The 24294-nt window shown below is 65.6% G+C and carries 26 protein-coding genes; 13 read left to right on the forward strand and 13 right to left on the reverse strand.

The genetic code is table 11. From position 1 onward, the window contains the following. Nucleotides 1-415: 415 nt before the first annotated feature. From WBB14_RS30375 to WBB14_RS30410, 8 genes are all read right to left on the reverse strand, one after another. Nucleotides 416-1237, reverse strand: a complete 822-nt coding sequence (locus WBB14_RS30375) for an ABC transporter permease (RefSeq protein WP_424243060.1) — start codon at nucleotides 1235-1237, stop codon at nucleotides 416-418. A gap of 1 nt (nucleotide 1238) precedes the next feature. Further along, nucleotides 1239-2093 carry an ABC transporter permease gene (locus tag WBB14_RS30380; RefSeq protein ID WP_424243061.1) on the reverse strand — a complete coding sequence of 285 codons (855 nt, stop codon included), beginning with the start codon at nucleotides 2091-2093 and terminating at the stop codon, nucleotides 1239-1241. Between the two features lie 71 nt (nucleotides 2094-2164). Then, nucleotides 2165-3190 (reverse strand): ABC transporter substrate-binding protein, encoded by a 1026-nt coding sequence (locus tag WBB14_RS30385; RefSeq protein ID WP_424243062.1) that lies wholly within the window; start codon nucleotides 3188-3190, stop codon nucleotides 2165-2167. Between the two features lie 25 nt (nucleotides 3191-3215). Further along, nucleotides 3216-4001: an amino acid ABC transporter ATP-binding protein gene (locus WBB14_RS30390; RefSeq protein ID WP_424243063.1), complete on the reverse strand. Its 786-nt coding sequence runs from the start codon at nucleotides 3999-4001 to the stop codon at nucleotides 3216-3218. A 38-nt stretch (nucleotides 4002-4039) separates the two neighbouring features. Beyond that, a complete protein-coding gene (locus WBB14_RS30395) occupies nucleotides 4040-4729 on the reverse strand; it encodes an ABC transporter permease (RefSeq protein WP_424243064.1) in 690 nt (229 codons plus the stop codon). Next, nucleotides 4719-5432: an ABC transporter permease subunit gene (locus tag WBB14_RS30400; protein ID WP_332012208.1), complete on the reverse strand. Its 714-nt coding sequence runs from the start codon at nucleotides 5430-5432 to the stop codon at nucleotides 4719-4721. Before WBB14_RS30400 ends, WBB14_RS30395 begins: the two co-directional genes overlap by 11 nt. An 87-nt stretch (nucleotides 5433-5519) precedes the next feature. After that, complete coding sequence (locus WBB14_RS30405) at nucleotides 5520-6311, reverse strand: transporter substrate-binding domain-containing protein (protein WP_424243065.1); 792 nt, start codon at nucleotides 6309-6311, stop codon at nucleotides 5520-5522. A gap of 43 nt (nucleotides 6312-6354) precedes the next feature. After that, entirely contained in the window at nucleotides 6355-7152 is a 798-nt protein-coding gene (locus tag WBB14_RS30410) for a maleate cis-trans isomerase family protein (RefSeq protein WP_424243066.1), read from the reverse strand. 373 nt (nucleotides 7153-7525) lie between these two features. Between WBB14_RS30410 and WBB14_RS30415 the strand changes: the two genes are divergently transcribed. The 6 genes from WBB14_RS30415 to WBB14_RS30440 all read left to right on the forward strand — a co-directional run bounded on the left by WBB14_RS30415 (nucleotide 7526) and on the right by WBB14_RS30440 (nucleotide 12003). Then, complete coding sequence (locus WBB14_RS30415) at nucleotides 7526-7939, forward strand: RidA family protein (RefSeq protein WP_013391976.1); 414 nt, start codon at nucleotides 7526-7528, stop codon at nucleotides 7937-7939. A gap of 20 nt (nucleotides 7940-7959) precedes the next feature. After that, entirely contained in the window at nucleotides 7960-8631 is a 672-nt protein-coding gene (locus WBB14_RS30420; protein WP_424243067.1) for a DUF1028 domain-containing protein, read from the forward strand. A gap of 176 nt (nucleotides 8632-8807) precedes the next feature. Then, complete coding sequence (locus WBB14_RS30425; protein ID WP_424243068.1) at nucleotides 8808-9773, forward strand: LysR substrate-binding domain-containing protein; 966 nt, start codon at nucleotides 8808-8810, stop codon at nucleotides 9771-9773. Nucleotides 9774-9819: 46 nt separating this feature from the next. Further along, nucleotides 9820-10995, forward strand: a complete 1176-nt coding sequence (gene argE / locus WBB14_RS30430; protein WP_424243069.1) for an acetylornithine deacetylase — start codon at nucleotides 9820-9822, stop codon at nucleotides 10993-10995. A gap of 133 nt (nucleotides 10996-11128) precedes the next feature. Next, nucleotides 11129-11395 carry a hypothetical protein gene (locus WBB14_RS30435; RefSeq protein ID WP_424243070.1) on the forward strand — a complete coding sequence of 89 codons (267 nt, stop codon included), beginning with the start codon at nucleotides 11129-11131 and terminating at the stop codon, nucleotides 11393-11395. A 41-nt stretch (nucleotides 11396-11436) separates the two neighbouring features. Then, nucleotides 11437-12003: a GrpB family protein gene (locus tag WBB14_RS30440; protein ID WP_424243071.1), complete on the forward strand. Its 567-nt coding sequence runs from the start codon at nucleotides 11437-11439 to the stop codon at nucleotides 12001-12003. Between the two features lie 31 nt (nucleotides 12004-12034). On the opposite strand, the gene WBB14_RS30445 is transcribed toward WBB14_RS30440, so the two are convergent. Both WBB14_RS30445 and WBB14_RS30450 read right to left on the reverse strand, forming a co-directional pair. Continuing rightward, the gene (locus WBB14_RS30445; RefSeq protein ID WP_424243072.1) at nucleotides 12035-13243 is read right to left on the reverse strand and encodes an NAD(P)/FAD-dependent oxidoreductase; all 1209 of its coding nucleotides are present in this window, start codon (nucleotides 13241-13243) and stop codon (nucleotides 12035-12037) included. A 155-nt stretch (nucleotides 13244-13398) separates the two neighbouring features. After that, on the reverse strand, nucleotides 13399-13578 hold the full coding sequence (locus tag WBB14_RS30450; RefSeq protein WP_059375255.1) for a hypothetical protein: 180 nt from the start codon (nucleotides 13576-13578) through the stop codon (nucleotides 13399-13401). 282 nt (nucleotides 13579-13860) lie between these two features. On the opposite strand from WBB14_RS30450, the gene WBB14_RS30455 reads away from it, so the two are divergent. From WBB14_RS30455 to WBB14_RS30485, 7 genes are all read left to right on the forward strand, one after another. Next, complete coding sequence (locus WBB14_RS30455) at nucleotides 13861-15000, forward strand: CaiB/BaiF CoA transferase family protein (RefSeq protein WP_424243073.1); 1140 nt, start codon at nucleotides 13861-13863, stop codon at nucleotides 14998-15000. A 41-nt stretch (nucleotides 15001-15041) separates the two neighbouring features. Beyond that, the gene (locus WBB14_RS30460) at nucleotides 15042-15683 is read left to right on the forward strand and encodes a TetR family transcriptional regulator (protein WP_424243074.1); all 642 of its coding nucleotides are present in this window, start codon (nucleotides 15042-15044) and stop codon (nucleotides 15681-15683) included. Nucleotides 15684-15777: 94 nt separating this feature from the next. Continuing rightward, nucleotides 15778-16548: a crotonase/enoyl-CoA hydratase family protein gene (locus WBB14_RS30465; RefSeq protein ID WP_332013647.1), complete on the forward strand. Its 771-nt coding sequence runs from the start codon at nucleotides 15778-15780 to the stop codon at nucleotides 16546-16548. A gap of 9 nt (nucleotides 16549-16557) precedes the next feature. Then, complete coding sequence (locus WBB14_RS30470; protein WP_424243075.1) at nucleotides 16558-17568, forward strand: NADPH:quinone oxidoreductase family protein; 1011 nt, start codon at nucleotides 16558-16560, stop codon at nucleotides 17566-17568. A 60-nt stretch (nucleotides 17569-17628) separates the two neighbouring features. Continuing rightward, nucleotides 17629-18585 (forward strand): Bug family tripartite tricarboxylate transporter substrate binding protein, encoded by a 957-nt coding sequence (locus tag WBB14_RS30475; protein WP_424243076.1) that lies wholly within the window; start codon nucleotides 17629-17631, stop codon nucleotides 18583-18585. A 30-nt stretch (nucleotides 18586-18615) separates the two neighbouring features. Further along, nucleotides 18616-19857 (forward strand): acyl-CoA dehydrogenase family protein, encoded by a 1242-nt coding sequence (locus tag WBB14_RS30480; RefSeq protein ID WP_424243077.1) that lies wholly within the window; start codon nucleotides 18616-18618, stop codon nucleotides 19855-19857. After that, nucleotides 19854-20993, forward strand: coding sequence for a CaiB/BaiF CoA transferase family protein (locus WBB14_RS30485; RefSeq protein ID WP_424243078.1), 1140 nt, complete (start codon nucleotides 19854-19856; stop codon nucleotides 20991-20993). Before WBB14_RS30480 ends, WBB14_RS30485 begins: the two co-directional genes overlap by 4 nt. 25 nt (nucleotides 20994-21018) lie before the next feature. Here WBB14_RS30485 and WBB14_RS30490 read toward each other — a convergent pair whose 3' ends face one another. The 3 genes from WBB14_RS30490 to WBB14_RS30500 all read right to left on the reverse strand — a co-directional run bounded on the left by WBB14_RS30490 (nucleotide 21019) and on the right by WBB14_RS30500 (nucleotide 24219). Next, nucleotides 21019-21654 carry a helix-turn-helix domain-containing protein gene (locus WBB14_RS30490; protein WP_207468631.1) on the reverse strand — a complete coding sequence of 212 codons (636 nt, stop codon included), beginning with the start codon at nucleotides 21652-21654 and terminating at the stop codon, nucleotides 21019-21021. Nucleotides 21655-21738: 84 nt separating this feature from the next. After that, nucleotides 21739-23193 carry an N-acyl-D-amino-acid deacylase family protein gene (locus WBB14_RS30495; protein WP_424243079.1) on the reverse strand — a complete coding sequence of 485 codons (1455 nt, stop codon included), beginning with the start codon at nucleotides 23191-23193 and terminating at the stop codon, nucleotides 21739-21741. 12 nt (nucleotides 23194-23205) lie between these two features. Beyond that, on the reverse strand, nucleotides 23206-24219 hold the full coding sequence (locus tag WBB14_RS30500) for an ABC transporter ATP-binding protein (RefSeq protein ID WP_424243080.1): 1014 nt from the start codon (nucleotides 24217-24219) through the stop codon (nucleotides 23206-23208). Nucleotides 24220-24294: the final 75 nt, after the last annotated feature.

Raw genomic sequence — 24294 nt, forward strand, 5'->3', positions numbered from 1 at the left:
GCCGGTGGCCGGGCGGAGGGATCCGAAGCGCAGCCCCACTGGGGCGAGCATCGGAATCCCGCAGTCCGGACGCCGGCGACTCAAGAACCCTGCCTCACAGAACCGAAGTGCGGAGCGGCAGGGCTTCGAGCTTGCGGATGTCAGGGTTCTTTAGTCGCCGAGGCTGCCCTGCGCCATTCCGATGCTCGCCCCGGTGGGGCTGCGCTTCGGATGGCTCCGGGGTCCTCGGCTGGCAGTCGCCTAATGCATTGGTTTCAGACCCCGTTCATGGGCAGATGTCCTGAGCCGGTGGCCGGGCGGAGGGATCCGAAGCGCAGCCCCACTGGGGCGAGCATCGGAATCCCGCAGTCCGGACGCCGGCGGCTCAAGAACCTGACCTCGCAAAACCAATCGCCAACATTCCACCCAGAATTCTCTAGTGGTTGTCCTCGATATTGAGGATCCTGCCCAGCCCCAGGAAGCGATTGGCGAAGATCAACAGGGTGGCGGTCACCACGATGTACACCACCGACAGCGCGGCCAGAGTCGGATCGGCGAACTCGCGCACATAGTTGTACATGGTCACCGGCAGGGTCTGCGTGTTCTGGGTGGTCACGAACAGCGACGCGGTGAACTCGCTGAACGACATGATGGCCGCGAACAGCCAGCCGCCGAACAGACCGGGCGCCAGCAAGGGCACGGTGATCGTGAACAGCACCCGCACGGGCGAGGCCCCCAGGCTGGCCGCGCTCTGCTCCAGGCGCTCGTCCAGGTTCTCCATCGAGACATAGACGCTGCGCAGCACGAAAGGCAGAACCAGGATCACATGGCACAGGATCACGATGCCATAGCCGCGATCGATGTTCAGCTGCGCCACCAGGATCAGCAGGCCCAGCCCCACCGTGAAATGCGGAATTACCAGCGGCGAAAGCAGGATGGCCTGCAGGACGTTCTTGCCGGGAAACGCCATGCGCTTGACCGCGATCGCCAGACCGGTCCCGATGATCAGCGCCAACACCGATGACCAGAGCGTAACCACCATGCTGGCGTGAAAGCCGTCACGAAAATCGGTGTAGGTGAAAACGCGCTCGAACCAGCGCCAGGACCAGGCTTGCGGCGGAAAGGTGAGCAGGGCCTTGTCATTGAAGGAGGCCAGCACCACCACCACGACCGGCAGCAGCACGAAGGCGAGGATGAGCGTGATCAGGACGGGCGCGCCTATACGCAGCCACAGGGGTAGGGATTTGCGGATGCTCATGTCAGTGCCCTCCGATGGCCTTGAGGCGGCGCGTGACGCGGCCGAGCAGCATTAGCGAGATCGCCGTCAGGCCCAGGCCCATGACGCTCAGGCTGGCCGCCAAGGGGAAGTTCATCGACGAGAATCCCAGCTGGTAGACCAGGGTGGAGACCGTCGGGACGCGGCCGCCGCCTATCATCTGCGGCGTGGCGAAAGCGCTGAAGGTCCAGGCGAACGAGGTAGTGATGCTGGCCAGGATGCCCGGCATGGACAAGGGCAGGGTGATGGTCAGGAAGGTGCGCACCGGCCCCGCGCCCAGGCTTTCGGCGGCCTTCTCGTAATCGCGGTCGATGTGCGAGATGGCGGTGGCCAGCATCAGCACGACCACGGGGATGGTGACATGCACCAGCGCCACCAGCACGCCGAGGTGACTGAACATCAGCGTCAGCGGCGTGTCTATCATGCCCAGCTTGAGCAGCATCGAATTGATGAATCCCGTGCTGCCCAGCACGATGATCCAGGAATAGGTACGCACGATTTCGCCCAGGAAGAGCGGCGTGATGGAAACGATCAGGATGAAAGACTTGATGTAGTGGTTGCGTACCCTGACCAGGGCGTACGCCAGCGGATAGGCCACGAGCAGGGAGCAGACCGTGGTTTCCACGCTCAGGCGCAGGGTGTTGGTAAAGGCATCGAGATAGATCTGCTTTCCCAGACCCGAGAAATTCGTCAGCGTCAGGCCGCCGACATCCAAGGAGCCGGGAATGAAGGTGCGCAAGCTGTACTGCAGCACGGCCGCCATGGCGACGCAGATGCACAGCGCGATGAAGCTTGCCGGGGATATCAGCCATCCCCTCAGTGTGGAACGCGCATCCATGGTGTACCCATCCATCGTGTACGGTGAGAACGAGGGGAGGCCGCGGACCGTGAGGCGGCGGCCTCCGGCAATCAGTTCATGATGTTCTCGGTAAACCACTTGCGCCACTCGGCGGTCTTCTCGGCGCGCAGCTTGTCGTCGATGACGATGGCCTGGGTATCCCATTGCTGCTTGGTCGTGAACACGCCCGGAAGCGCGGCGTCTTCGGGCGAGACCTTGGCGTCGTCGACCACCGGGCTGGCTTTCTTGGCGGCCACGATCTTGGCCTGCACCTCTGGCGACAGCGCAATGTTCATGAACTTATAGGCCAGGTCGGTCTTGGCGCTGCCTTTCATGATGGCCATGGTGTCCACGCCCAGCACCGCGCCTTCCTTGGGCATCGCCACTTTGATCGGCACGCCCTGGCCGATCATGTAGTACGCGTTCATGGACAGCACGATCTGCACCGGTGTCTCGCCGGCGGCGATCAGTTGCTGGCTGTTGGCGTCGTTGGTGTAGAAGGCCTTGAAGTTGGGTTTCAGGGCTTTGAGCTTGTCCTGGCCTTTTTCCCAGCTGCGGGCGTCGCCGCCAGAGAGCAAGGCTGCAATGTCGATGATGTGGCTGGGATCGAAATCCGGCGCCGACAGCTTGTTTTTCAGCGCCGGGTTCCAGAGGTCATTCCAGCTGTCGAAGGTGATGCCGGGGGGAATCAGGTCGGGGCGATAGCCGATGGTGTACACATACGCCCAGCTGCCGATGTGGTATGGGCTGATCCTGGCCCGTTCGACCAGGTGCGAGTAATTGGGAATCTTGCTCAGGTCGAGCTTCTCGTACAGGCCGGCATTGACATAGAGCCAGCCGATGTGCGACGTGGTGAAGGTGATGTCGCTTTCCGGCTTGGTGGCGAGTTTGGCCTTGTTCAGGCGGTCTATGGTGCCGCCCGTGATGTACTTCACCGGCACGCCGGTCTGTCGTGTGAACTCTTTGCCGATGCTTTCGTCGATGAGATCGCGGAAGCTTCCGCCCCAGGTGCTTACCACCAGGGCATCCTGCGCTTGCGCCGTGCCGGCGAGAGCCGCGCCGGCAAGCATGCCCGCGCAAATGAGTCTTTTGATCATGACAACCCCTTGTCTATGTGGCCGACTACAAAACCTGCTCCAGGAAATTCCTCAGGCGCTCGCTCCTGGGCGAGGCAAAGAACTGTTCGGCGGGCGCCGTCTCGATGATTTCGCCCCGCTCCATGAAGACGCAGCGGTCAGCGACCTTGCGGGCGAAACCGATTTCATGGGTGACGCAGATCATGGTGATCCCGGTCTGCGCCAGGTCTTCCATGATGCGCAACACGGAGCCGACCGACTCCGGATCGAGCGCCGATGTCGGTTCGTCGAAAAGCATGATGCGCGGACGCAGGCAGAGTGCGCGGGCGATGGCCACGCGCTGCTGCTGTCCGCCAGAAAGCTGGATCGGATACTTGTCGGCCTGTTCGATCACATTGACCTTGGCGAGGTACTCGCGCGCCGTCTGTTCGGCCTCGCGGGCCGGAGTCTTCAAGGCGACCTTCAGGGCGAAGGTGCAGTTTTCCAGCACCGTCATGTGCGGAAAGAGGTTGAAGTTCTGGAACACCATGCCCAACTGACGCCGGACTTTTTCGACGTCCTGGGGCAGTCGGGTCAGCGCGATGCCATTGACGTGGATGTCGCCCGAGTCATGCTGTTCCAGATGGTTTATGCAGCGGATGAGTGATGATTTCCCGGATCCGGAAGGGCCGCACAGGATGACGATTTCCCCGTTGGACACTTCGAGGTGGATATCCCGCAGGGCGTGGAACGTGCCATAGAACTTGTTCAATCCCGAGATGGATACCGCAGGTGCGCAGTCGGCAAGGGCGGAGGAGTAAGGCGGCGTGATGCTGGACAGGATGGCAGTCATGATGATTCGCGCTCTGGTGGACGGTCGGCCGGGGCGGTTCAGATTCTGACGAGATAGCGGTTCAGCCTGCGATCCGCGATCGAGAACCCAAGACGTATGCTGTTGGTGATGCACCAATAAATGGCCGCTGCCGTGATCAAGGGCGTGAACGGGTCATAGGTATAGTCGAATACGGTGTTGGCGGCCGCGGTGAGGTCGACCAGCGTGATGGCGCTGACGGCCGCCGTGCTCTTCACCATGATCAGCAATTCATTCTGATAGGCGCGCAGCACGTAGCGCGCGACTAGCGGGATGCGCAGGCGGAACAGGATTTGCGCAGGCTTCAGGCCCAGGGTCTGCGCGGCTTCGATGGTGCCCCTGGGAATCGCCGCCAGCCCCCCGCGGATGATTTCTGCCATGAAGCCCGAGTGGGTCAGCGCCAGGCCCAGCCACGCGCAGACATAGGCGTTGGAGAAGACGTTCCAAAGAAAGGTGTCGCGCACGATGGAGAACTGCGGCAGTCCGCTGTAGATCAGATACAGCAGCACCAGGCTGGGCACGCCGCGGAAGAAGCCGATGTAGCTGCTGGCGAAGAGGGCGCGCGGGCCTGGCCGGAAGCTCGCCAGGGCGACCGGCAGCGCCAGCAGCAGGCCGATGACCAGCACCGGCAGCAGCACGGCGAATGTCGTGCCGGCGCCAGCCAGCAATTTTGGCAAGCTGTCCCAGGCGACCTGGAAATCAAAGTGCATGAGAGGCTCCCTTGGTCACGACGGGATGGAAGCCGCGCGCCGCCCATGTTTCGACGCGACGGGCCACGTAGTAGGTGAGCCAGGTCATCATGAGGAAGAAAGCGGCGGCGAGCAGGTAGTAGACGAAAGGTTCCTTGGTCACGCCGGACGCGAGCTTGGCGTAGGCCATGATTTCCTTCAGGCCGATGAGGGAGATGAGGGCGGTATCCTTGAGCACGACGATCCACATATTGGTCATGCCGGGCAGGGCCAGGCGCAGCATCTGCGGCAGGATCACCTTCAGCCAGATGGTGGTGCGCGGCACCAGCAATACCCGTGCGGCTTCGAACTGTCCGTGGGGCACGTTCTGGATCGCGCTGCGTATCAGGTCGGCCAGGTAGGCGCCGTAGACCATGCCCAGCGCCGCCACCGCGGCCATGAAGGGCGTGATCTCGACACGCTGGCCAACGCCGAACGGCGCGAGCAGGCTGGCGACAATCTCCGAGCCGCCGTAATAGAACAGGAAACCGACCAGCAGCGAGGGCACGCCCGTGAAGATGGAGGCGTACGGAATCCAGATGATCCTGGCCAGCAGTGTTGGCCGCAGCGTGATCAGGGCAAAGAACGTCCCGATCGCGAGCGCCAGCAGATAGGCGCAGACGGCGACCTGGATCGTCATCAGCGCGCCGGTCGCGAGTTGCTGCACGAAACCCATCGAAGGCATGAGGCAATCCTTGCAAGCGTATGAAGAATTCCGCCCAGGGCCCGCCGGTTTGACGCCGGAAGGCCCTGGCGGCATGCGCGGATCCGGCTAGCGGCAGGCCGCTTCTTCGGGCAGGAGTTCCACTTCCATATAGGGTTTGCGCAGCTTGGTGAAGGTGCAGTCCTTGATGATGGCGTCGACCGTGGCGCTCATGCGGTTGAGCAGTTCGCCGCTGTCCTTGCGGGCGATCCAGCTTGAGCCGGCTTCGCCGCCGCCGGTCCACAGGTCGCCGCCGGCGAATTTCCAGCCCTTGCCCTGGGGCTTGGACAGGAACTCATTGGTCCAGCTGATCTTGGGGCCGAGACTCATGTCCAGCCGGCCGTTGGCCAGGTCGAGCCGGATCTGGTCGGGGTTGTCGTAGAACACGATCTGCACCGCGTTGCCGAAGGTCTCGCCCACATACTTGGCCTGCGCCGAACCGCGTTGCAGGCCGATGCGCACACCTTTGAGGCCTTCAGGCGTGAAGGTGTAGTTCTTCGCTTCTGGCACCACATAGGAGTCCGGGTTGAACAGCACCGGACGCCCGAACAGCACTTTTTCCTTGCGCTCCGGCAGCGGCTTGGTCTGGCTGACCACGGCATCCAGCTTTTTCTGCAGCAGCGCCGGGATCAGGGCCTTGAAGTCCATCACGACGATTTCGCAATCGGCTTTCATCCGCTTGCACATCTCGCGCGCCAGATCGGGTTCGAAACCCGTCAGGCGGCCCGAGGGGTCGACCATGCTGAACGGCGGATAACTCCCCTCGTTGCCTAGCACCAGCTTCTCGGCCTGGGCGGGCGCCAGGGAGAACAGCGAGGCGCCCGCGAGCGTCAGCGCCGTGATGGTTTTGTGAAGATGCATTTTTATTCCCCTTGTTTATTGGTCATGCACTTCGGCGAAGTGCTTACATCGTGTTGTCCCTGGACAGGTTGGCGTTGAACAGCGACCCGTAGCCGGGCTTGGCGCCTGCCGCGCCGGTGAGATCCAGGCAATGCCAGAACGAGGCCTGGATGGCCGAGATCACCGGCTTGCCGAGCTTCTGCTCCAGCGCCTCGATGGCCCCGACGGTCCTGAAGTTGGTGCACGAGACGAAGATGGCCGTCGCGTCGGGGTGGTCGACCGAGAGCACGTGGTCGTAGACTTTCTCCAGCGATACCTCGGCCAGCGCGTGGTCATCCGAGATGCCGAGGCAGGCGCTCTTGACGACCTCGTGGCCGTTTTCCTGCAGGAAGCGGATGGCGCGTTCGTGGATCTCCGGAAGATAGGGCGTGGCCAGCGCAACCTTGCCGGCCTTGACCTTCTTCAACGCTGCGAGCGTGGCGGTGGACGCCGTGGTGATCATCGGCCCCGGCACCCATTGCCGCAGCTTCTGGATGAGGGCCTGGTCGTAGGCCGTGCCATGCAGAAAGGAGGCGCTGGTCCCGCCGAACAGAAGCACGTCGATCGGGGCGGCGCCGGCCAGGCGCGCGGCCTGTTCGAGCTCCGGGGCGTTCATCATTTCCTCGATGCCCTGCACGGTGACCTTGGGCAGCTTGATGCGCGCCGTATGGGTGGACACTCCGGGCGCGGACATGGCCCACATTTCTTCTTCCATCACGACGCTGGAGGCAATGTAGATCAGCCCGATGCGGGCCAGGTCGCCAGAGCCGTCGTAGCGGAATCGGGGATAGGCGGCTTGCGCGGGAGTTGAGGCGGTGTTCATCCGGATCCCCTGTAAGGTGAGGTTGCTTCAGGTGGCGTCGGTCATCGATCCGGGGCCGGGCATCGCCGCGCCTGCCGCACCGGCCGCGCCAGCGAAAGCCAATAATGAGAGAGACGATCCGAGGGACCAAGTCGCCTTTTCCGTTGGCGTGAATAGATTTTCCTGATGGCCTGGCGAGGCGGCCAAGTGCAGGGTGGAGGCGCATGGCCGCGAGCGCCTCGCGCGTCAGGATTTCCGAGACGGGACACCGGAAAAAACAAATAGGCTGTCGTGCGGCTTGGGCAGACCATCAGCGGGCAGGTAAGGCCTTGGGCGCTGCTGTCAGCCAGGCAGGCGCAGGGTCTCCGGATAAACCCTAATACTGATACGAGCCATGAAGCATAAGCGCATACGCACCTTCAATACCAAGGCGACCTACCCCGAACAGAAACTCGACAACGATCTGTGCCAGGCCGTTGTCGCGCGCGGCAGCACGGTCTTCTTGCGCGGACAGATCGGCCAGAACCTGGACACATCCGAGAGCGTCTGCATCGGCGACGCCGCAGGCCAGACCGAGCAGGCGATGAAGAACATCGACATGCTGCTCAAGGAGGCCGGCGGCGAACTGCAGGACATCTGCAAGATCACGATCTACATCATCGACCCCCGTTATCGCGAGGAGGTCTATCGCGTGGTCGGCAAGTGGCTCAAGGGCGTGTTCCCAGTATCCACCGGCATCGTGGTATCGGCGCTGGCGCGTCCCGAATGGCTGGTGGAAATCGACGCGACTGCCGTTATTCCGGATTGACGCCACAGGAGGCTCAGGTCATGACTTTCTCCATCATTGCCCGCTGTCCCGCTACCGGCCAATTCGGCGCTGCGGTCTCGTCCTCGTCGCCCGCGGTCGCGGCGCGCTGCATCCGCGCGCGTGCGGGAGTGGGCGCGGCGGTCAGCCAGAACATCACCGACCCGGCCCTGGGGCCGCTCATCCTTGAGGCGATGGGCAAGGGCGACTCGCCCCAGCGCGCGCTGCAGGCCCTGGCCGAGCGTCCCTTTATCAGCTACCGGCAGTTGATGGCGATCGACGCCGCGCAGACGCCGGCCATCTTCACCGGCGCGAACGCGCTGGGCCGGCTGTCCAGCGCGCAGGGCGAGCACGCCGCCTGCGCCGGCAATATGCTGGCGTCGCTGGATGTACCCGCCGCCATGCTGGCGGCGTTCGAGCAAGCGTCGGGCTCGCTGGCCGAGCGCCTGATGCAGGCCATGTTGGCGGGCCAGGCTGCTGGCGGCGAAGAGGGGCCTGTGCATTCGGCCGGGCTGCTGGTGGTGGCGGACCTGGACTGGCCCATCGTTGACCTGCGCATGGACTGGGTGGAGAAATGCCCCGTCGAAACGCTTTACGAGGCCTGGAAGGTCTACGAGCCGCAGATCCAGGATTACATCACCCGCGCCCGGGACCCGCGCGCCGCGCCGAGTTTCGGCGTGCCAGGCAATCTGTGACCGCTTCGGGCAGGCGGCTAGTGCGAGAAAACCCGAGGAGCGCCGTGCCCCCTTATCCGGGCATAGTGGATACACTTTTGCTCGGTGCGGCTGATGCCAGCGCCGGGCCACGGTGGCGGCCCGCAAGGCGGAACGCCACCTCCCTCCAGCCCGCTCCAGTTTTCTCATTTCGGACTATGCTCAATCGCATTTCGCTGCGCCAGATGGAGTACTTCGTCGCCACGGCCAAGCATGGCAGTATTGCTGCGGCATCCAGCCAGATCCACATCTCGGCGCCTTCGATTTCGGCCGCCATCGCGCATGTCGAAACCGAGCTGGACGTGCAGTTGTTCGTGCGGCATCCGTCCAAGGGCCTGGCCCTGACGGTGCTCGGCCAGCAGGTCATGAGCGAATGCGAAGACCTGCTCGAGCGCGCGTCGCGTCTCTACAAGATCGCGTCGGTTTCCAGCAATACCATCCAGGGCACCTTGCGCGTGGGCTGCTTCCAGTCGCTCACGGCCATGATCGCGCCCGAGGTGATCTTCGGGTTTTCGCGGGCATTCGCCAAAGTCGAACTGCACATGACCGAAGGCGACCAGCAGTTGCTGATCGACAAGCTGCACTCGCTGGAGATCGACGTCGCGCTGAGCTACGACCTGAGGCTGGGAGACGAGATATCGTTCGAGGCGCTGGCGCGCCTGCCGCCGCATGTGGTGGTCAGCGAATTGCATCCGCTGTCGCAGCAGATCGCGGTGACGTTGGAGGAGCTGGCACGGTTGCCCATGGTGCTGCTGGACTTGCCCTTGAGCCGCGATTACTTCATGTCGCTATTCGCGAAGTTCGGCCTGGAGCCGAACATCGTGGCGCGTTCGCGCTCGGAGGAGGTGGTGCGGTCCATGGTCGCCAACGGAATCGGCTATGCCCTGTTCAACGTGCGGCCGAAGTCCACGCAAGCGCTGGATGGCAAGCGGTTGGTGCGGCTGCGCCTGGTGGGTGAACACCGCCCCATGCTGCTGGGCCTCACTACCTACAAGCCGATGAAACCGTCGCGCCTGACGGAGGTGTTCATGCAGCGCTGCCGCGCCTATATCTCGGACCAATACATTCCAGGCATGAGCGAAGGCAGTTTCTTCGACCCTTACGTGCCTCCTGAAAACAAATGAACCGGCGGCGCGCCCGTGCGCCGGCCGCCTCCTGCAGGTCCATGCCATGAGCACACCGACCCCCGATAACAGTCCAGACCTATTGCGCGAGCTGCTCGCGTTTCAATCCGTCACGCTGACGCCCAATATCGAATTGATCGAGCGCGTGCGGGAGCTGCTGGCGCAGGCCGGCATCGCGTCCACGCTAGTGGCGGACCCGCAGGACGCCCGGCGGAGCAATCTGTTCGCGTCGGTCGGCCCCTTGGATGTGCCCGGCATCCTGCTCTCCGGCCACACCGACGTGGTCCCCGCGGCCGGCCAGCCCTGGACCTCGCCGCCCTTCGAGGCGACCGTGCGCGATGGGCGTATCTATGGGCGGGGCAGCGCGGACATGAAGGGCTTCGTCGCCTGCGCCGTGATGGCCATGATCCGCGCGGCCCGACAACCGCTTGCGCGGCCCTTGCATCTGGCGCTGTCGTTCGATGAGGAAATCGGCTGCGTGGGTGTGCGCCATCTGCTGCGCGCGCTGGAACACATGAAGCCGGCTCCGCTGCTTTGCGTGGTGGGCGAGCCCACGCTGATGAAGATCGGCACCGGCAACAAGGGCAAGGCGGCCTATCGGGCCATGTGTTGCGGCCAGGCGGGCCACTCCGGGCTGGCGCCGTTTTTTGTCAATGCCATCCATACGGCCAGCGATCTGATCGGCGCGCTGCGTGACGTGCAGCATGATCTGGCCGAAAACGGTCCGCGCGAAGCCGGCTATGACGTGCCGTACACGACGGTGCATGCAGGCACCATCAAGGGCGGCACGGCGCTGAACATCGTGCCGGCGGAATGCGAAGTCAATTTCGAGATCCGCAATGTCGCGCAGGATGACCCGAACCTGATCCTGGCGCGGGTGCTGGAGCTCACCAAAGCGAAAATGCGCGCTGCGGGCGCGCGGGCGGATACCGAACCCCCTCGGATCGAGCTGGTCAACAGCTATCCTGGCCTTGCCACGGCGGACGACTCGGCGGCCGTCGCGCTGCTGGCCTCATGGCTGCCGCCAGACACGCCGCTCGCCAAGGCCGCCTTCGGCACCGAAGGCGGGCTGTTCCAGCAGCTGTGGGCGCGGACGTCGGTGCTGATCTGCGGACCCGGCAGTATCGAGGTGGCGCACAAGGCCGACGAGTACGTCGAGTTCTCGCAGCTGGAGGCCTGCGACGCCATGCTGGAGAAGTTGACGAAGTATCTGATGATTTGATGGCGGCCCGATTTACGAATCGCGCAGGGGCTGGCGTCTCGCGGGCGGCAACGTTTCGAAGCAATTCCCGTCTGAACGTTGAATTCAAGAGCCTGCTATAAAGTCGGCTACAGCTTTTCTGTAGGGCCAGGAAATGTCCATTCAAACGTTGAGCCGCTGGGGTGTGGCGATTTTTGCGGCTGCGCTGATGGCCGGCTGCTCTTCGAGCGGTCCCAAGACTTCGGATCAAGGTTCCAAATCGTATTCCTCCACCGCCCGCGCCGAAGGCGAGTGTGCGAAGCGCAGCAAGTGCATCTATAAAGGTGCGTATGAATCAGGGGAACGGAACTACGCCGAAGCGGAGGCGAAGCGCCTGAACATGGTCGAACTGGAGCGCCTGCGCCGCGCTTTCGGCAATTGAACCTGGCAGGCAGCCGGCGCGCGCCCACGCCTGAAGAAATCATGCGGCACTACGACTCGGACCCGGACGAGGACCCCTGGGTCCGCGGCAAGCCGGCGCCGGAACTAGTCGCGGTCATGCCCTATGACGCCGATTGGCCGGTCCGCTATGGCCGGCTTGAGTCGCAGGTGCGCGAGGCCTTGGGACCGGTCGCGCTGGCGGTCGAGCACATGGGTTCGACGGCGGTGCCGGGCCTGCCGGCCAAGCCGGTGATAGATATCGATCTGACGGTAGCCGACCCCGTGCAGGAGGACGCCTATGTCCCCGCGCTGGAGGCGGCGGGTTACCTGCTGGTCTTGCGGGAGTCGTCCTGGCACCAGCACCGCCTGCTGCAGTTGGCCGCTCCGCGCGTGAACCTGCATGTGTTTGGTCCGGATTGCCCCGAGAACATCCGGCACCGGATGTTCCGCGACTGGCTGCGCCAGCATGATGCCGACCGCGATCTGTATGCCCAGGCCAAGCGCGAGGCGGCGGACGGCGTGATGCAGGTCATGGAGTACAACAAGCGCAAGGAGGCGGTCCTGCGTCAGATCTACGAGCGCATGTTCCGCGCCGCCGGCTTCATCTGAGGCACGCCGGCGCGGACCATCCCTATCCGCTTCAGTAGTGGCTCTTGAGCGGCACGGCCGGGTCGGCCAGCACGTCGCGGGGCGGGTTCAGCCCCAGTTCCAGCAGCTTGCGCGCCGCCAGGTGGTCCATCGGCGCGTTGATCGATTCGACGCAGACCAGATGGCCGTCGGCAAAGTGCAGAATCGAGAAGCTGCCGGGCTTGGCGCCCGGACGCAGGACGCGTTCGGTATCCGGCGGGGCCAGGCCGGCGATCTGCAAGCGCAAGGCGCCTTGATCGGACCAGAACCAGGGCAGGGCGTGATACGGCGTCTTCGTGCCGAGCAGGACGCCGGCCAGCGTGCGGGCCTGGTCGTTGGCGTTCTGCACCGATTCCAGCCGCAGGGTCTTGCCCCAGCGGGCGTACGGAAACGAGGTGCAGTCGCCGATGGCGTAGATGCCCGGCGCCGAGGTCTGCATCAGCCCGTCGACCACGATGCCGTTCAGGCAGTCCAGGCCGGCGGCCTGCGCCAGCGTGATCTCGGGCACCGCGCCGATGCCGGCGACCAGCAGGTCCACCGGATGTTCCACTTCATTGACCACGACGCTGCGCACGCGGCCGTTCTCCGTCCGGATATGTTGCAGGTCGGAGGATAGGCGCAGGTCGACGCCGGACTCGTGCAGCACGCGGGCGACGTGTTCCGAGGCTTCGGGCGACACGGAGCGCGCCAGCAGGCGCGGCGCGGATTCGAAGACGGTGACCGGGCGTCCCAGGGCGCCGGCCGTGGCGGCGATTTCCAGGCCGATGAAGCCGCCGCCCACGACCGTGACCGAAGGCGCGTCGGCGATCGCGGCGCGCAGGCGCGCGGCGTCGTCGGCGTTGCGCAGGTAGATCAGGTTCTGCAGTTCGTCGGGCACGTCGGGCAGGCGCCGCGCGCGCGTGCCGGTGGCCAGCACCAGCGCGTCATAGTCCAACTGCTTGCCCGACGCCAGCGTCAGCCGGCGCGCATCGCGATCGATGCCGACTGCCGCATCAGCCAGCAGGACCTGCACGCCGGCGTTGGCGTAGGCGGTCTCGGGGCGCAGCAACTGGATCGGGGCTTCCGGATCCTTGATATAGGTCTTGGAGAGTGGCGGCCGGTGGTAGGGCAGCGAGGCCTCTTCGCACACCAGCGTCAGGCTGCCGGGAAAGCCGCCTTCTATCAGGCTGGCGCACAATTGCGCCGCCGCGTGGCCGCCGCCCACGATTACCACCTTCTGCATGCATGACTCCTGTTCTGCCTGGCCCGGTCTCGGGCCGAATCGGCAATCCTACCGCAGGTGGCGGTGGGAGGGGCTGCATGGAGGCGGCGACGGGCATTCCGTGCCTTTGGGGAGGGATCAGGCCGAGGCGTTTGGCACGGCCTTGGGGGACAGACTCAAGCGCCTGGCAACATGTAGCGGGCGGAAACGGCCAGGATGCGTTGGGCGGATTCGCGCAGCCTGCGGGCTTCGCGGTGAGCGTTGAGGGAAACCACGGCGTCGTAGCGGCGCGCGCTGAGCGGGCCGGCCAGCAGCACCGGGCGGCGGGTAAGGATGGGGGATATCAAGCGTTGCATGTGGAGCATTCCTGCGGGCGCCAGGCCCAGTCGATGCCAGCTATCGTAAGGCGGCCAGGGGCGGCGGCCAACGAATTACCTTTTATATGAATATCCGGCGCGTTCCCGGAATTCGGGCGGGCTGGCGGATATCCGAACGGCAGTATCGCCCGCGAGTGTGACAGTCGTATGCCAATGCCCGCAGCAACTCCGTCACTTTCCAGGCCCGGTGGGGGCCGGGTCTTGCTAGTTCTAATACTACGCGGTAGCATTAAAAAAACGAATGCTGGATCGGAGACAAAAATGGCATTGCCCCTGGAAGGTCTGCTGGTGATCGCTGTGGAGCAGGCAGCCGCGGCGCCCTATGCCTCGTCGCGGCTGGCCGATGCCGGCGCGCGCGTCATCAAGATTGAACGCGCGGCCGGCGATTTCGCGCGCGGCTACGACGGCGCGGTCATGGGCGACAGCACGTACTTCGTCTGGCTCAACCGCGGCAAGGAATCAATCGTTCTCGATTTCTCTCAGCCTGAGGATCTGGCGCTGTTGCGCACGCTGATCCTGCAGGCCGACGTGCTGATCCAGAACCTGGGGCCAGGGGCGGCGGAACGCGCCGGATTCGGCTGGAAGGAAATGCGCGCCGCCAATCCCCGGCTGATCACTTGCGACATCACGGGCTACGGCGAGTCCGGCCCTTATGCGGACATGCGGGCCTACGATCTGCTGGTGCAGGCCGAATCGGGCATCGCGTCGGTGACGGGCACGCCGGAAGCGCCGGGCAGGGTGGGCATATCCGCCTGCGACATAGGCACCGGCATGTATGCGCACGCGGCCATCCTGGAAGCGCTGTTGCAGCGCGAGCGGACCGGGCAGGGCAGCGCCCTGCATGTGTCGTTGTTCGACGCAATGGCCGACTGGATGACCGTGCCGCTGCTGCACTACGACTACGCCGGCACGGTATGGCCGCGCGTGGGCCTGGGGCATCCGACCATCGCTCCCTACGGCGCCTTCGCCTGCCAGGGCGGCCAGTCGCTTCTGATCGGCGTGCAGAACGACGGCGAATGGCGCCGTTTCGCCTGCGACGTGCTGCTGAAGCCCGAATGGGTCGACGATGAACGCTACCGCAGCAATCGCGACCGCGTGCGGCATGCGGAGGAATTGAAAGCCGCAATCGAAGCCCTATTGAGTACGGTGGCTCTGGAGGAATTGCGGCGGCGTCTGACGCTGGCGAAGATTGCCTATGCGTCAGTCAACGGCGTCAAGGAATTGTCGGCGCATCCGCACCTGCGCCGCTCGGAGGTACGCACCGCGCACGGGGTGGCGTCCATCGTGGCGCCGCCTGTCCAGATACGGGGCGAGCCGCGCCGCCTGGGCGAAGTGCCTGCCATAGGCGCCCATACGCAGGCGATCCGCGACGAGTTCGCGAGCGTCGGCCGGCAGGCCTGAGGGTAGAATTTCGCGTTTATTTCCGCCACAGCAAGGACATTATGGGACGGCCCAGCCTGATAGACAGCACGGAAGGGATCGAGAAGCGGCTCGCCATTCTCGATGCGGCCGCGTCCGTGTTCATGAACCTGGGCTTTTCAGCGGCGTCGCTGGACGACATCAGCGTGGCCTACGGTGCGACCAAAGGCATCATCTACTACTACTATCGCAACAAGTCGGCGCTGTTCTTCGCCGTGCAGCGGCGCGCCATGGAACTGACCCGCGAAGCGATCGAGCCGCACGCGCTGTCGGCCGAACGGCCGGCCGTCAAACTGCGGAAGATGGCGCATGACCATACCGTGCTGATGATGGAGCATCTGGCCTACCTGCGCGTCGCAGCGCAAGGGCTGGAGCTGCATCTGACGGGACGCACCACCGCGTCCGAACGTGCCGAACTGGAGGAAATCCTCAAGTTGCGCGCGGCGAACGAAGCCTTGTATGTGCGTGTGATCGAGGAGGGGGCGGAATGCGGTGATTTCCGCGCCATGGACGCCAAGCTCCTGGTCAAGCCGCTGCTCGGGGCCCTGAACTGGACTTCGCGCTGGTATCACCCGCGCAAGAACGAAACCGCGAAGGACCGCGAGCGCGTCGCCAGCGAACTGGCCGGCTTCGCGGTCAGCGCATTGTTGCCGCATCCGCAGTAAAACCGGGCCGCGCGAACGGACCGTTACGCGCGGCATTTTTTTAATCATTTTAATACTGCTTGGTATTATTCAAATTACAGGACGACAGCGATTCATGGCTCCGAAAATCCTGGTGGAACGCGCCGGCTTTGTGACCACGGTGATCATCAACCGGCCCGAGGTGCGCAATGCGCTGGATCGCGAGGCAGCCTCCGAACTGGCGCGAGCGCTGCGCGAGTTCGATGCCGACGAGCAGGCCCGGGTAGCCGTGCTGTGCGGCGCCGGCGGCGCCTTCTGTTCTGGCGCCGATCTGAAGGAATTGGCGGGAGGCACTGACTACGAGCCCTGGGCAGGCAGCCCGGACGGCCCCCTGCATGCGCCGCTGTCCAAGCCCGTCATCGCGGCGGTGGCCGGGCATGCCTGCGCGGGCGGATTGGGCGTGGCGTTGTGGTGCGATCTGCGCATCGCGGAGGAAAGCGCCTCGTTCGCCGTGCTGTCGCGCCGTTGGGGCGTGCCGATGAGCGACGGCACCACCGTGCGCCTGCCGCGCCTGATAGGCATGAGCCGCGCCCTGGACATGCTGCTGACCGCCCGTATCGTGCTGGCCCCGGAAGCCGAGCGCTTCGGGCTGGTCAACCGCGTGGTGCCTGACGGACAGGCGCGGGCCGAGGCCGAGGCGCTGGCCCGTCAGATGGCGCAATTCCCGCAGATCGCGATGCGCTCGGACCGGCAATCGGCCTATGCCCAGCTGGCCTTGTCCGAGCGCGACGCGGTGGCTGCCGAGATGGCCTACGCCGCCGCCGCGCGCAAGCTGGAGGCGCGCGCCGGCGCGCAGCGTTTCGAGCAGGGCGCGGGGCGCCATGGCGCGTTGCCAGAAACCGATTAGGAGAGAACCATGCGAGCCGTCATCTGCCGGGGGCTGGACGATCCCGGCCTGGTCAGCGTCGAGACCTGCGCCGCGCCGCCCTTGCGGGCGGACAGCGTGCGCATCGAAGTGCATTCCTGCGGCGTGAGCTTCGCCAACCTGCTGGTGTTGCAGGGCAAGCACCAGAACCGGCCGCCGCTACCCCTGACGCCGGGCACCGAGGTGGCAGGCATCGTGCGGGAATGCGCTCCAGGCGTGACGCTGTTCCGTCCGGGCGACCGGGTGGTGGCCGGCGTGCAGTCGGGCGGCTTTGCCAGCGAAGTGGTGGCGCCGGTCGATACGACATTCGCACTGCCCGCCGGTGTGGATTTCGACAGCGCCGTACAGTTTCCAACCATCTACGCCACCGCCTATGGCGCGCTGCGCTGGCGCGCGCATCTGCAGCCGGGCGAGACCGTGCTGGTGCACGGCGCCAGCGGCGGCAGCGGACTGGCGGCCATCGAGATCGCCAAGCGGCTGGGCGCGCGCGTGATCGCGTGCGCCAGCACCCAGGCCAAGCTCGACGCGGCGCGGGCCCATGGGGCCGACGAGGGGCTGAACTACCGGGAAGGGGGCTTCCGCGACGCGGTGCTGTCCCTGACCGAGGGGCGCGGCGCCGATGTGATCTTCGATCCGGTGGGCGGCAAGGTGTTCGAGGAGTCGTTGCGCTGTGTCGCGCCCGAAGGGCGCTTGATTCCGATGGGATTCGCCGGCGGCGACATTCCGCAGATTCCCGCCAATATCCTGCTGGTCAAGAACGCCACGGCGATCGGCATTTATTGGGGCTACTACATGGGCTGGGGCAGGGTATCCGTCCCGCCCGAGCGCAGGGCGGCGGTGCGCGCCGCCTTCGCCACGATGTTCGATTGGGTCGTCGAAGGGGCGCTGAAACCCTACACCCAGCAGACCTACCCGTTGGAGGCATACGAGGCTGCATTGGCCGCGTTGGCTTCCCGCGAGGTCATCGGACGGGTCGCCTTGCATCCGCAGTCATCTTCCTGACCGTGAACGCTGGCGCCCGCAATTCCAAAAGACAACAGAGCACACAAAGGAGTTGGAGACATGAAGCGATTGACCACTTTGCTCGTAGGCGCCGTGCTGGCGCTGGGCGCCCAGATCAGCCACGCCTTTCCAGACAAGCCGATCCGGCTGATCGTCCCGTATCCTCCCGGCACGGGCACCGATACGCTGGCGCGCTACACCGCCCGCCAACTGGAGGCCAAGCTGGGCCAGCCCGTGATCGCCGAAAACCGCCCAGGGGCGAGCGGCATCATCGCGACCCAGGCCGTCGTGTCGGCGGCGCCCGATGGCTACACGCTGCTGCTGGCGGCCAACGCGCCCGTCGCGACCAACGTCGCGGCGTTCGCCAAGCTGCCCTATGACCCCTTGGTCGATCTGGCGCCGGTGGCGGTGTTGGCCCAGGCGCCCATGGGCTTCTATGTTTATCAGGACTCGCCCTACAAGACGGTCGCGGACTTGGTGGCAGCCGCCAGGAAGGATCCGAAGAAACTGAACTACGGGGCGGGCAGCGCCACCTACCAGATTGCCAGCGAGTGGTTCCTGTCGCTGGCGCAGGCCAGCGCCAACGGCATTTCCTACAAGGGGGCGGGGCCGGCGCTGAATGATCTGGCGGGCAAGCAGGTCGACTTCGTGATCGCCGAGTACAGCGGCGCGCAGGCCCTGGTCCAGGCGGGAAAACTGCGCTTGCTCGCGGTGACGACCGATAAGCGATTGGCCAGCGTACCGGACGTGCCCACCTTGCAGGAACTAGGCTACAAGGACTTCTTCAAGGTGGCGTGGTGGGCCATGTTCGCGCCGGCCAAGACGCCCGCGCCGGTCGTGAAGACCCTGCAGGATGCGCTGCTGGAGATCTACGCCGATCCCAAGACGCAAGCCTTCCTGGCGCAGAGCAATTTCATTTCCTTCATCGGCGACGCGGCCGCGCTGGCCAAGTTCCAGAAGAAAGAGATCGAGCTTGAGATTGCCACGGCCCAGAGCGCCAACATCCCCAAGCAATAGCGCCCAGCCCACACGACAGGACGTTGTGCCATGAACATGCAAGCTACGCTCGCGTGGCCATTCTTCGAGCCCCGGCATCGGGACCTGCTGCGGCAGGCCGATGCCTGGCTGGAGGCGGCGCCCGCCTGGTCCGCGCCGCAAAGCCGGGCGCAGATGGATGAACAATGCCGGCTCCTGGTGGCTGGCATGGGCCAGGCGGGCCTGTTGGCTCACGCCGTGCCCGACCCGCTAGCCCCCGGCGCCCGCATCGACACGCGCGCCGTCTGCCTGCTGCGCGACCGGCTGGCCCAACATGGCGCGCTGTTCGACTTCGCGTTCGCCATGCAGGGCCTGGGTTCGGCCGCCATTGCGCTGGACGGCACCCCCGCGCAGCGGCAACGGTATCTGGCTCCCGCCCGGGCAGGACGCCACATCGCGGCATTCGCGCTGTCGGAGGCGCAGGCGGGTTCCGACGTGGGCGCCTTGTCGTGCACGGCCAGGCAGGAGGGCGATGCCTATGTCCTGGACGGCGAGAAAACCTGGATCTCCAACGGCGGCATCGCCGACCACTATGTCGTCTTTGCGCGCGACCCGCGCAGCGCCGGCGCCAAGGGGATATCGGCTTTCATCGTGGACGCGGATACGCCGGGACTGGAGATCGCGGAGCGCATCGATGTCTTGTCGCCGCATCCGCTGGCTACCCTGAAGTTCACCGCCTGTCGTGTGGCGGACGAGCAATTGCTGGGTGAACCGGGGCAGGGATTCAAGCTCGCGATGCGCACGCTGGACATCTTCCGGACCTCGGTGGGCGCGGCGGCGCTGGGCTTCTCGCGCCGGGCGCTGCAAGAGGCCACGCAGCATGCGCTGCAACGCGAGATGTTCGGCAAGACGCTGGCCGATTTTCAGCTGACCCAGGCCCGGTTGAGCCAGATGGCCACCCAGACCGACGCCTCGGCGCTGCTGGTCTATCGCGCCGCCTGGGCCCGCGACGCGGGGCAAGGTTCGTCGCGCGATGCCGCCATGGCAAAGCTGGCCGCCACCGAACATGCGCAGCAGGTGGTGGATGCTGCCTTGCAGATGCATGGCGGGCTGGGCGTGCGGACCGGGCACATCATGGAGCAGCTGTACCGCGACGTGCGGGCGCTGCGCATCTACGAAGGCGCGACCGAGGTCCAGCATCTGATCATTGGACGCGATCTGTTGCGCGAGGCGCGCGAGCGGTCCACGCCGGCGGCAACCCTCCCATCCACTCAAGACCCGAGCAGGGCACCCCTTAACCAGGAACGAACATGACAGGTCCTTTGTCCGGTATGCGCGTCATAGACGCCAGCAATTTCGTGTTTGGACCGATGGCGACCCAGTTGCTTGCCGACATGGGCGCCGATGTGATCAAGGTCGAGCCGCCCCAGGGCGACCCGATGCGCATGGTCGGCAAGTCGCGCAATGCCAGGATGGGATCGTTCTTCCTGAACCTGAACCGCGGCAAGCGCAGCGTGGTCCTGGACCTGAAGAATGCCGCCGACGTGGCGCGGCTGGACACGCTGCTGGCCACCGCCGACGTCTTCGTGCACAACATGCGGCCCGCTGCCGCCAGGCGCCTGGGCATAGATTACGGCAGCCTGGCGCAGCGCCATCCGCGGCTGGTCTATGCCGTGGCGCTGGGTTTTCACCAGGATGGCCGCTATGCCGAGCGCCCCGCCTATGACGACGTGATCCAGGGCATGAGCGGCGTGTCCGGCCTGCATGCCAGGATGTATGGCGAACCGGGCTTCATTCCGATGCTGTTCACCGACAAGCTCTGCGGCGTCTATCTGGCGGGCGCCATCGCGTCGGCATTGGTGGCGCGAGCCGCCAGCGGACAAGGGCAGCAGGTGGAGGTTCCCATGTTCGAAACCATGGCCTCTTTCAATCTGGTCGAACATCTGGCCGACAGCATATTCAGCGGCTCGGAGACGGCGGCCGCGCCAAGCGGCTATGAGCGGGTCTTCAGCCGCTACCACCGGCCCTTGAAGACCCGCGAGGGCCATGTGTGCCTGGTGGCCAACACGGACGCGCAATGGCAGCGTCTGTTCGCCTTGCTGGATCGGCCCGATTTGGCCGCCGACCCACGCTTCCTGACCATGGGGGACCGTATCCGCCACGCCGAACCCTTGTACGAGGAAGTCAGCCGCAGCCTGCTGGAACGCGACGCGGCAGAATGGCTGGCGCTGTTCCTGGAGCAGGACATTCCCGCGGGACCGGCCAACGGTCTGGATGACCTGCTGCGGGATCCGCATCTGGCTGACGTAGGCTTCTTCGAGACCGTCGAGCACCCGACGGAAGGGGAGCTGCTTTGCGCGGCCACGCCGCTGCGGTTTTCGGCGAGCCCCAGAGCGTCGGCCGGCGCCGCGCCCGGGCTGGGCGAGCACAGCGCCGAACTGTTGGGCTAGGCGCTGCGCAGCTCGAAATCACGGGTCATTCGGGCGGCTTCAGCCGCGACGGCACCTCGCCTACGTCGCTGCACACCGCCAGCACTTCCGCGGGCTTCTTGCTCATGGACAGGTAGACATGGCCGATGCTGCTGTCAAAGTAGGCGGTCTCCAGCTTGCCCAGTACGACGCTGTCGCCATTTTCGAACTGGATACGGACCTTGCCCGACAGCACCACGGCGAATTCCTGGCCCGGGTGGCGGATGTAGTCCTCGAATTCCACCACTTTGCGCGAGTCGATGAGCGCCAGCATGGGCGTCATCTTCTTGCCGGGGTATTCGCCCATGAGCAGCCGGTAGTGGTAGTTCTCCGTGACGTAGTCGCGGGCATCGCTGAGCTTGTTCTTGACGAAGGTGGGGGCGACGGCAGCCTGGGAGGCGTCCGGCAGCATGAACATGCGGGTCATGTCTATGCCGAGCGCGCCCGCCAGCGCGGCGAACTTCTCGTAGCTCAGGGCGATCTGCCCCAGCTCCGCTTTCGACAGCGTCGACACCGCGATGCCGCTGGCGCGGGACAGCGCCTGCAAGGTCATCTTGCGCGCCTTGCGCTCGGCCCGCAGGCGAGCGCCCATTTCTTCCTTGCCCACGATCTCGGGCGGGGATGTAGTGCCGGGTAGGGCCATGTAGCGATCAGGCAGGTAGGAGTTGGTTGGGGGCAGGGCCCGCAAGCCCCGCCGCGTATGCCGGATTGTAAGGGCTGGCGGGGCTCAGGCTCCGGTCCGGTTGAGGACGCGGCCGGCATGCTGGCCGGTGAAGGACTGGTCTGCCCAGACGGCCGCGCCGTTGACATAGACCGAGTGGATGCCCGCAGCGCGCTCGGTGGGCCGTTCGAAGGTGGCGGAGTCGGCCACGGTGGCGGGGTCGAAGACCACCAGGTCGGCGTAGTAGCCGGGCTGCACCTGGCCGCGTTCGGCCAGGCCGAACTTGGCGGCAGTCAGGCCGGTCATCTTCCAGACCGCGGTCTCCAGCGGGAACAGGCCCAGGTCGCGCGAGTAGTGGCCCAGCACGCGGGGGAAGGTGCCCCACAGGCGCGGATGGGGGCGTTCGTCGTGGGGCAGGCCGTCGGAGCCGATCATGGTGGGGCCGAACGCCAGGATGCGCTGCACGTCGGGCTCGTCCATCATGAAGTAGATGGCGCCGGCGGGCTGCAGTTCCGGCACCACGTCGTACTTGGACTTGCCGCGTTCGGCGGCGATTTCCTCCAGGTCGCGCCCGCTCAGCTCGGGATAAGGCTTGCACCAGGTGATGAGCGTGCGGCCCGCCAGCAGCACCCGGTCCTGCTTGAGCATGGTGGAGCCGGCCACGTAGGGATAGGCGTCCAGCGACACGTCCTGGCGGGCCATGGCGGCTTCGATCAATGCCAGCGTTTCCTTGGAACGCCCGAAGTTAGGCTTGCCCATGACCTTGTGGTGCGAGATCACGACCGGCACGTCCAGTTCGCGGCCGATGCGGAAGGTTTCTTCCAGCGCCGCCACGATGTGCTCGCCTTCGTCGCGCATGTGGGTGGCGTAGACGCCGCCATGCGTGCCCAGCGGGCGGCAGACCTCGATGATTTCCTCGGTGCTGGCATGGGCGGCGGGCGGATAGAACGCGCCGGTCGAGATGCCGATGGCGCCGCTGGCCAGCGCGTCGTCGGCCAGCGCCTGCATGGCCTGGATCTCTTCGGCCGTGGCTTCCCGTTTCAGGTCAGGCATGACGGCGGCGCGCAGGGTGGAATGACCCACCATGCAGGCGGCGTTCACGGCCGCCGGCGTGGCGCGCAAGGCCTCCAGGTAGTCGGAGAAGCGCGCGAAGCGGAACGAGCCGCCTTCGTCCAGCAGGTCCAGCGGCGCGGGCGGGTTGGCGTGCGCCAGCGGGGCCAGGCTGATGCCGCAGTTGCCGGTGACCACGGTAGTGACGCCCTGCGAGATCTTGGGCGTCATGTCGCGGTGCCTGAGCAGGTAGTTGTCGTCGTGCGTGTGCGAGTCGATGAACCCTGGGGACACCACCTTGCCGGCCACGTCGATGCGCTGGCGGGCGCTGCTGGCGCTCAGGTCGCCGACGGCGGCGATCCGGTCGCCGCGCACGCCGACGTCGGCAAGCCGGCCGGGCGAATTGGTGCCGTCGATGACGGTGCCGCCGGCAAGGATGTAGTCGAACGGGGTGGCCTCGGTCTGGGACATGCGTATCTCCGGCTAAATGGGGGTGGCGAAATGGCAGGCGACCTGCTGTTCGGGGGCAATCTGGCGGGGCTGCGGCGCTTCCTCGGCGCAGCGCGGCTGCGCCATGGGGCAGCGGGTGCGGAAGGCGCAGCCCGAGGGCGGCGACAGCGGGCTGGGAATCTCGCCCTTCAGCACTTCCACGGGTCTGCGTTCGCCCTGGCGGGCGGAAGGCACGGCGGCCAGCAAGGCGCGGGTATAGGGATGGGCGGGACGTTCGAAGATGGCGTCGCGGGTGCCGGTTTCGACGATCTTGCCCAGGTACATCACGGCGACCCGATGGCTGATGTGGCGCACCACGCTCAGGTCGTGCGAAATGAACACGTAGGTCAGGCCCAGGTCGCGTTGCAGGTCCATCAGCAGGTTGATGACCTGCGCCTGGACGGACACGTCCAGCGCGGAGACGGGCTCGTCGCAAACGATCAGGCCGGGATCCAGCGCCAGCGCGCGCGCGATTACGATGCGCTGGCGTTGTCCGCCGGAGAATTCGTGGGGGTAGCGGTCGGCGGCGTCCGGGCGCAGGCTGACGCGGGCCAGCAGCTGCGCGACGCGGGCGCGGATCGCGGCGCGGTCGTGGCCGAAGGCGCGCAGCGGTTCGCCGATGATGTCGCGCACCCGCATGCGCGGGTTCATCGAGGAGAACGGATCCTGGAAGATGAACTGCATGCGCTGGCGCATGGCGCGCAGTTCGCGGCTGTTCATGGCGGCCAGGTCGCGGCCTTCCAGCAGGATGCGGCCTTCGGTGGGATCGGTCAGGCGGATCAGGCATTTGCCCGTGGTGGACTTGCCGCAGCCCGATTCGCCCACCAGGCTCAACGTCTGGCCGCGCGGAACGGACAAGGAAACGCCGTCGACGGCGCGCAGCACCTTGGCGCCGCCGCCGCTGTCCACGGGATAGTGCTTCTTCAGTCCGATGACCTCCAGCATGGGCGCGGCCTCGGCGGCGGACGCGGAGGCGGCGCTCGAAAAGGGGATGTCGTGCAGGTTCATGGCGGGCCTCAAGCGGTCAGGGCGGCGGGCGCGGGTTCGGGCGCGGCCTCGCGGGCCCAGCACCAGACGCGGTGG

The organism is Achromobacter sp., assembly GCF_049647645.1.
Taxonomy (GTDB): Bacteria; Pseudomonadota; Gammaproteobacteria; order Burkholderiales; family Burkholderiaceae_B; genus Achromobacter.

What these genes read in the sequence shown, in the direction of transcription:
- WBB14_RS30375 (WP_424243060.1), bottom strand. Translation starts at nt 1,237, where the DNA reads ATGAGCATCCGCAAATCCCTACCCCTGTGGCTGCGTATAGGCGCGCCC.
- WBB14_RS30380 (WP_424243061.1), bottom strand. Translation starts at nt 2,093, where the DNA reads ATGGATGCGCGTTCCACACTGAGGGGATGGCTGATATCCCCGGCAAGC.
- WBB14_RS30385 (WP_424243062.1), bottom strand. Translation starts at nt 3,190, where the DNA reads ATGATCAAAAGACTCATTTGCGCGGGCATGCTTGCCGGCGCGGCTCTC.
- WBB14_RS30390 (WP_424243063.1), bottom strand. Translation starts at nt 4,001, where the DNA reads ATGACTGCCATCCTGTCCAGCATCACGCCGCCTTACTCCTCCGCCCTT.
- WBB14_RS30395 (WP_424243064.1), bottom strand. Translation starts at nt 4,729, where the DNA reads ATGCACTTTGATTTCCAGGTCGCCTGGGACAGCTTGCCAAAATTGCTG.
- WBB14_RS30400 (WP_332012208.1), bottom strand. Translation starts at nt 5,432, where the DNA reads ATGCCTTCGATGGGTTTCGTGCAGCAACTCGCGACCGGCGCGCTGATG.
- WBB14_RS30405 (WP_424243065.1), bottom strand. Translation starts at nt 6,311, where the DNA reads ATGCATCTTCACAAAACCATCACGGCGCTGACGCTCGCGGGCGCCTCG.
- WBB14_RS30410 (WP_424243066.1), bottom strand. Translation starts at nt 7,152, where the DNA reads ATGAACACCGCCTCAACTCCCGCGCAAGCCGCCTATCCCCGATTCCGC.
- WBB14_RS30415 (WP_013391976.1), top strand. Translation starts at nt 7,526, where the DNA reads ATGAAGCATAAGCGCATACGCACCTTCAATACCAAGGCGACCTACCCC.
- WBB14_RS30420 (WP_424243067.1), top strand. Translation starts at nt 7,960, where the DNA reads ATGACTTTCTCCATCATTGCCCGCTGTCCCGCTACCGGCCAATTCGGC.
- WBB14_RS30425 (WP_424243068.1), top strand. Translation starts at nt 8,808, where the DNA reads ATGCTCAATCGCATTTCGCTGCGCCAGATGGAGTACTTCGTCGCCACG.
- argE (WP_424243069.1), top strand. Translation starts at nt 9,820, where the DNA reads ATGAGCACACCGACCCCCGATAACAGTCCAGACCTATTGCGCGAGCTG.
- WBB14_RS30435 (WP_424243070.1), top strand. Translation starts at nt 11,129, where the DNA reads ATGTCCATTCAAACGTTGAGCCGCTGGGGTGTGGCGATTTTTGCGGCT.
- WBB14_RS30440 (WP_424243071.1), top strand. Translation starts at nt 11,437, where the DNA reads ATGCGGCACTACGACTCGGACCCGGACGAGGACCCCTGGGTCCGCGGC.
- WBB14_RS30445 (WP_424243072.1), bottom strand. Translation starts at nt 13,243, where the DNA reads ATGCAGAAGGTGGTAATCGTGGGCGGCGGCCACGCGGCGGCGCAATTG.
- WBB14_RS30450 (WP_059375255.1), bottom strand. Translation starts at nt 13,578, where the DNA reads ATGCAACGCTTGATATCCCCCATCCTTACCCGCCGCCCGGTGCTGCTG.
- WBB14_RS30455 (WP_424243073.1), top strand. Translation starts at nt 13,861, where the DNA reads ATGGCATTGCCCCTGGAAGGTCTGCTGGTGATCGCTGTGGAGCAGGCA.
- WBB14_RS30460 (WP_424243074.1), top strand. Translation starts at nt 15,042, where the DNA reads ATGGGACGGCCCAGCCTGATAGACAGCACGGAAGGGATCGAGAAGCGG.
- WBB14_RS30465 (WP_332013647.1), top strand. Translation starts at nt 15,778, where the DNA reads ATGGCTCCGAAAATCCTGGTGGAACGCGCCGGCTTTGTGACCACGGTG.
- WBB14_RS30470 (WP_424243075.1), top strand. Translation starts at nt 16,558, where the DNA reads ATGCGAGCCGTCATCTGCCGGGGGCTGGACGATCCCGGCCTGGTCAGC.
- WBB14_RS30475 (WP_424243076.1), top strand. Translation starts at nt 17,629, where the DNA reads ATGAAGCGATTGACCACTTTGCTCGTAGGCGCCGTGCTGGCGCTGGGC.
- WBB14_RS30480 (WP_424243077.1), top strand. Translation starts at nt 18,616, where the DNA reads ATGAACATGCAAGCTACGCTCGCGTGGCCATTCTTCGAGCCCCGGCAT.
- WBB14_RS30485 (WP_424243078.1), top strand. Translation starts at nt 19,854, where the DNA reads ATGACAGGTCCTTTGTCCGGTATGCGCGTCATAGACGCCAGCAATTTC.
- WBB14_RS30490 (WP_207468631.1), bottom strand. Translation starts at nt 21,654, where the DNA reads ATGGCCCTACCCGGCACTACATCCCCGCCCGAGATCGTGGGCAAGGAA.
- WBB14_RS30495 (WP_424243079.1), bottom strand. Translation starts at nt 23,193, where the DNA reads ATGTCCCAGACCGAGGCCACCCCGTTCGACTACATCCTTGCCGGCGGC.
- WBB14_RS30500 (WP_424243080.1), bottom strand. Translation starts at nt 24,219, where the DNA reads ATGAACCTGCACGACATCCCCTTTTCGAGCGCCGCCTCCGCGTCCGCC.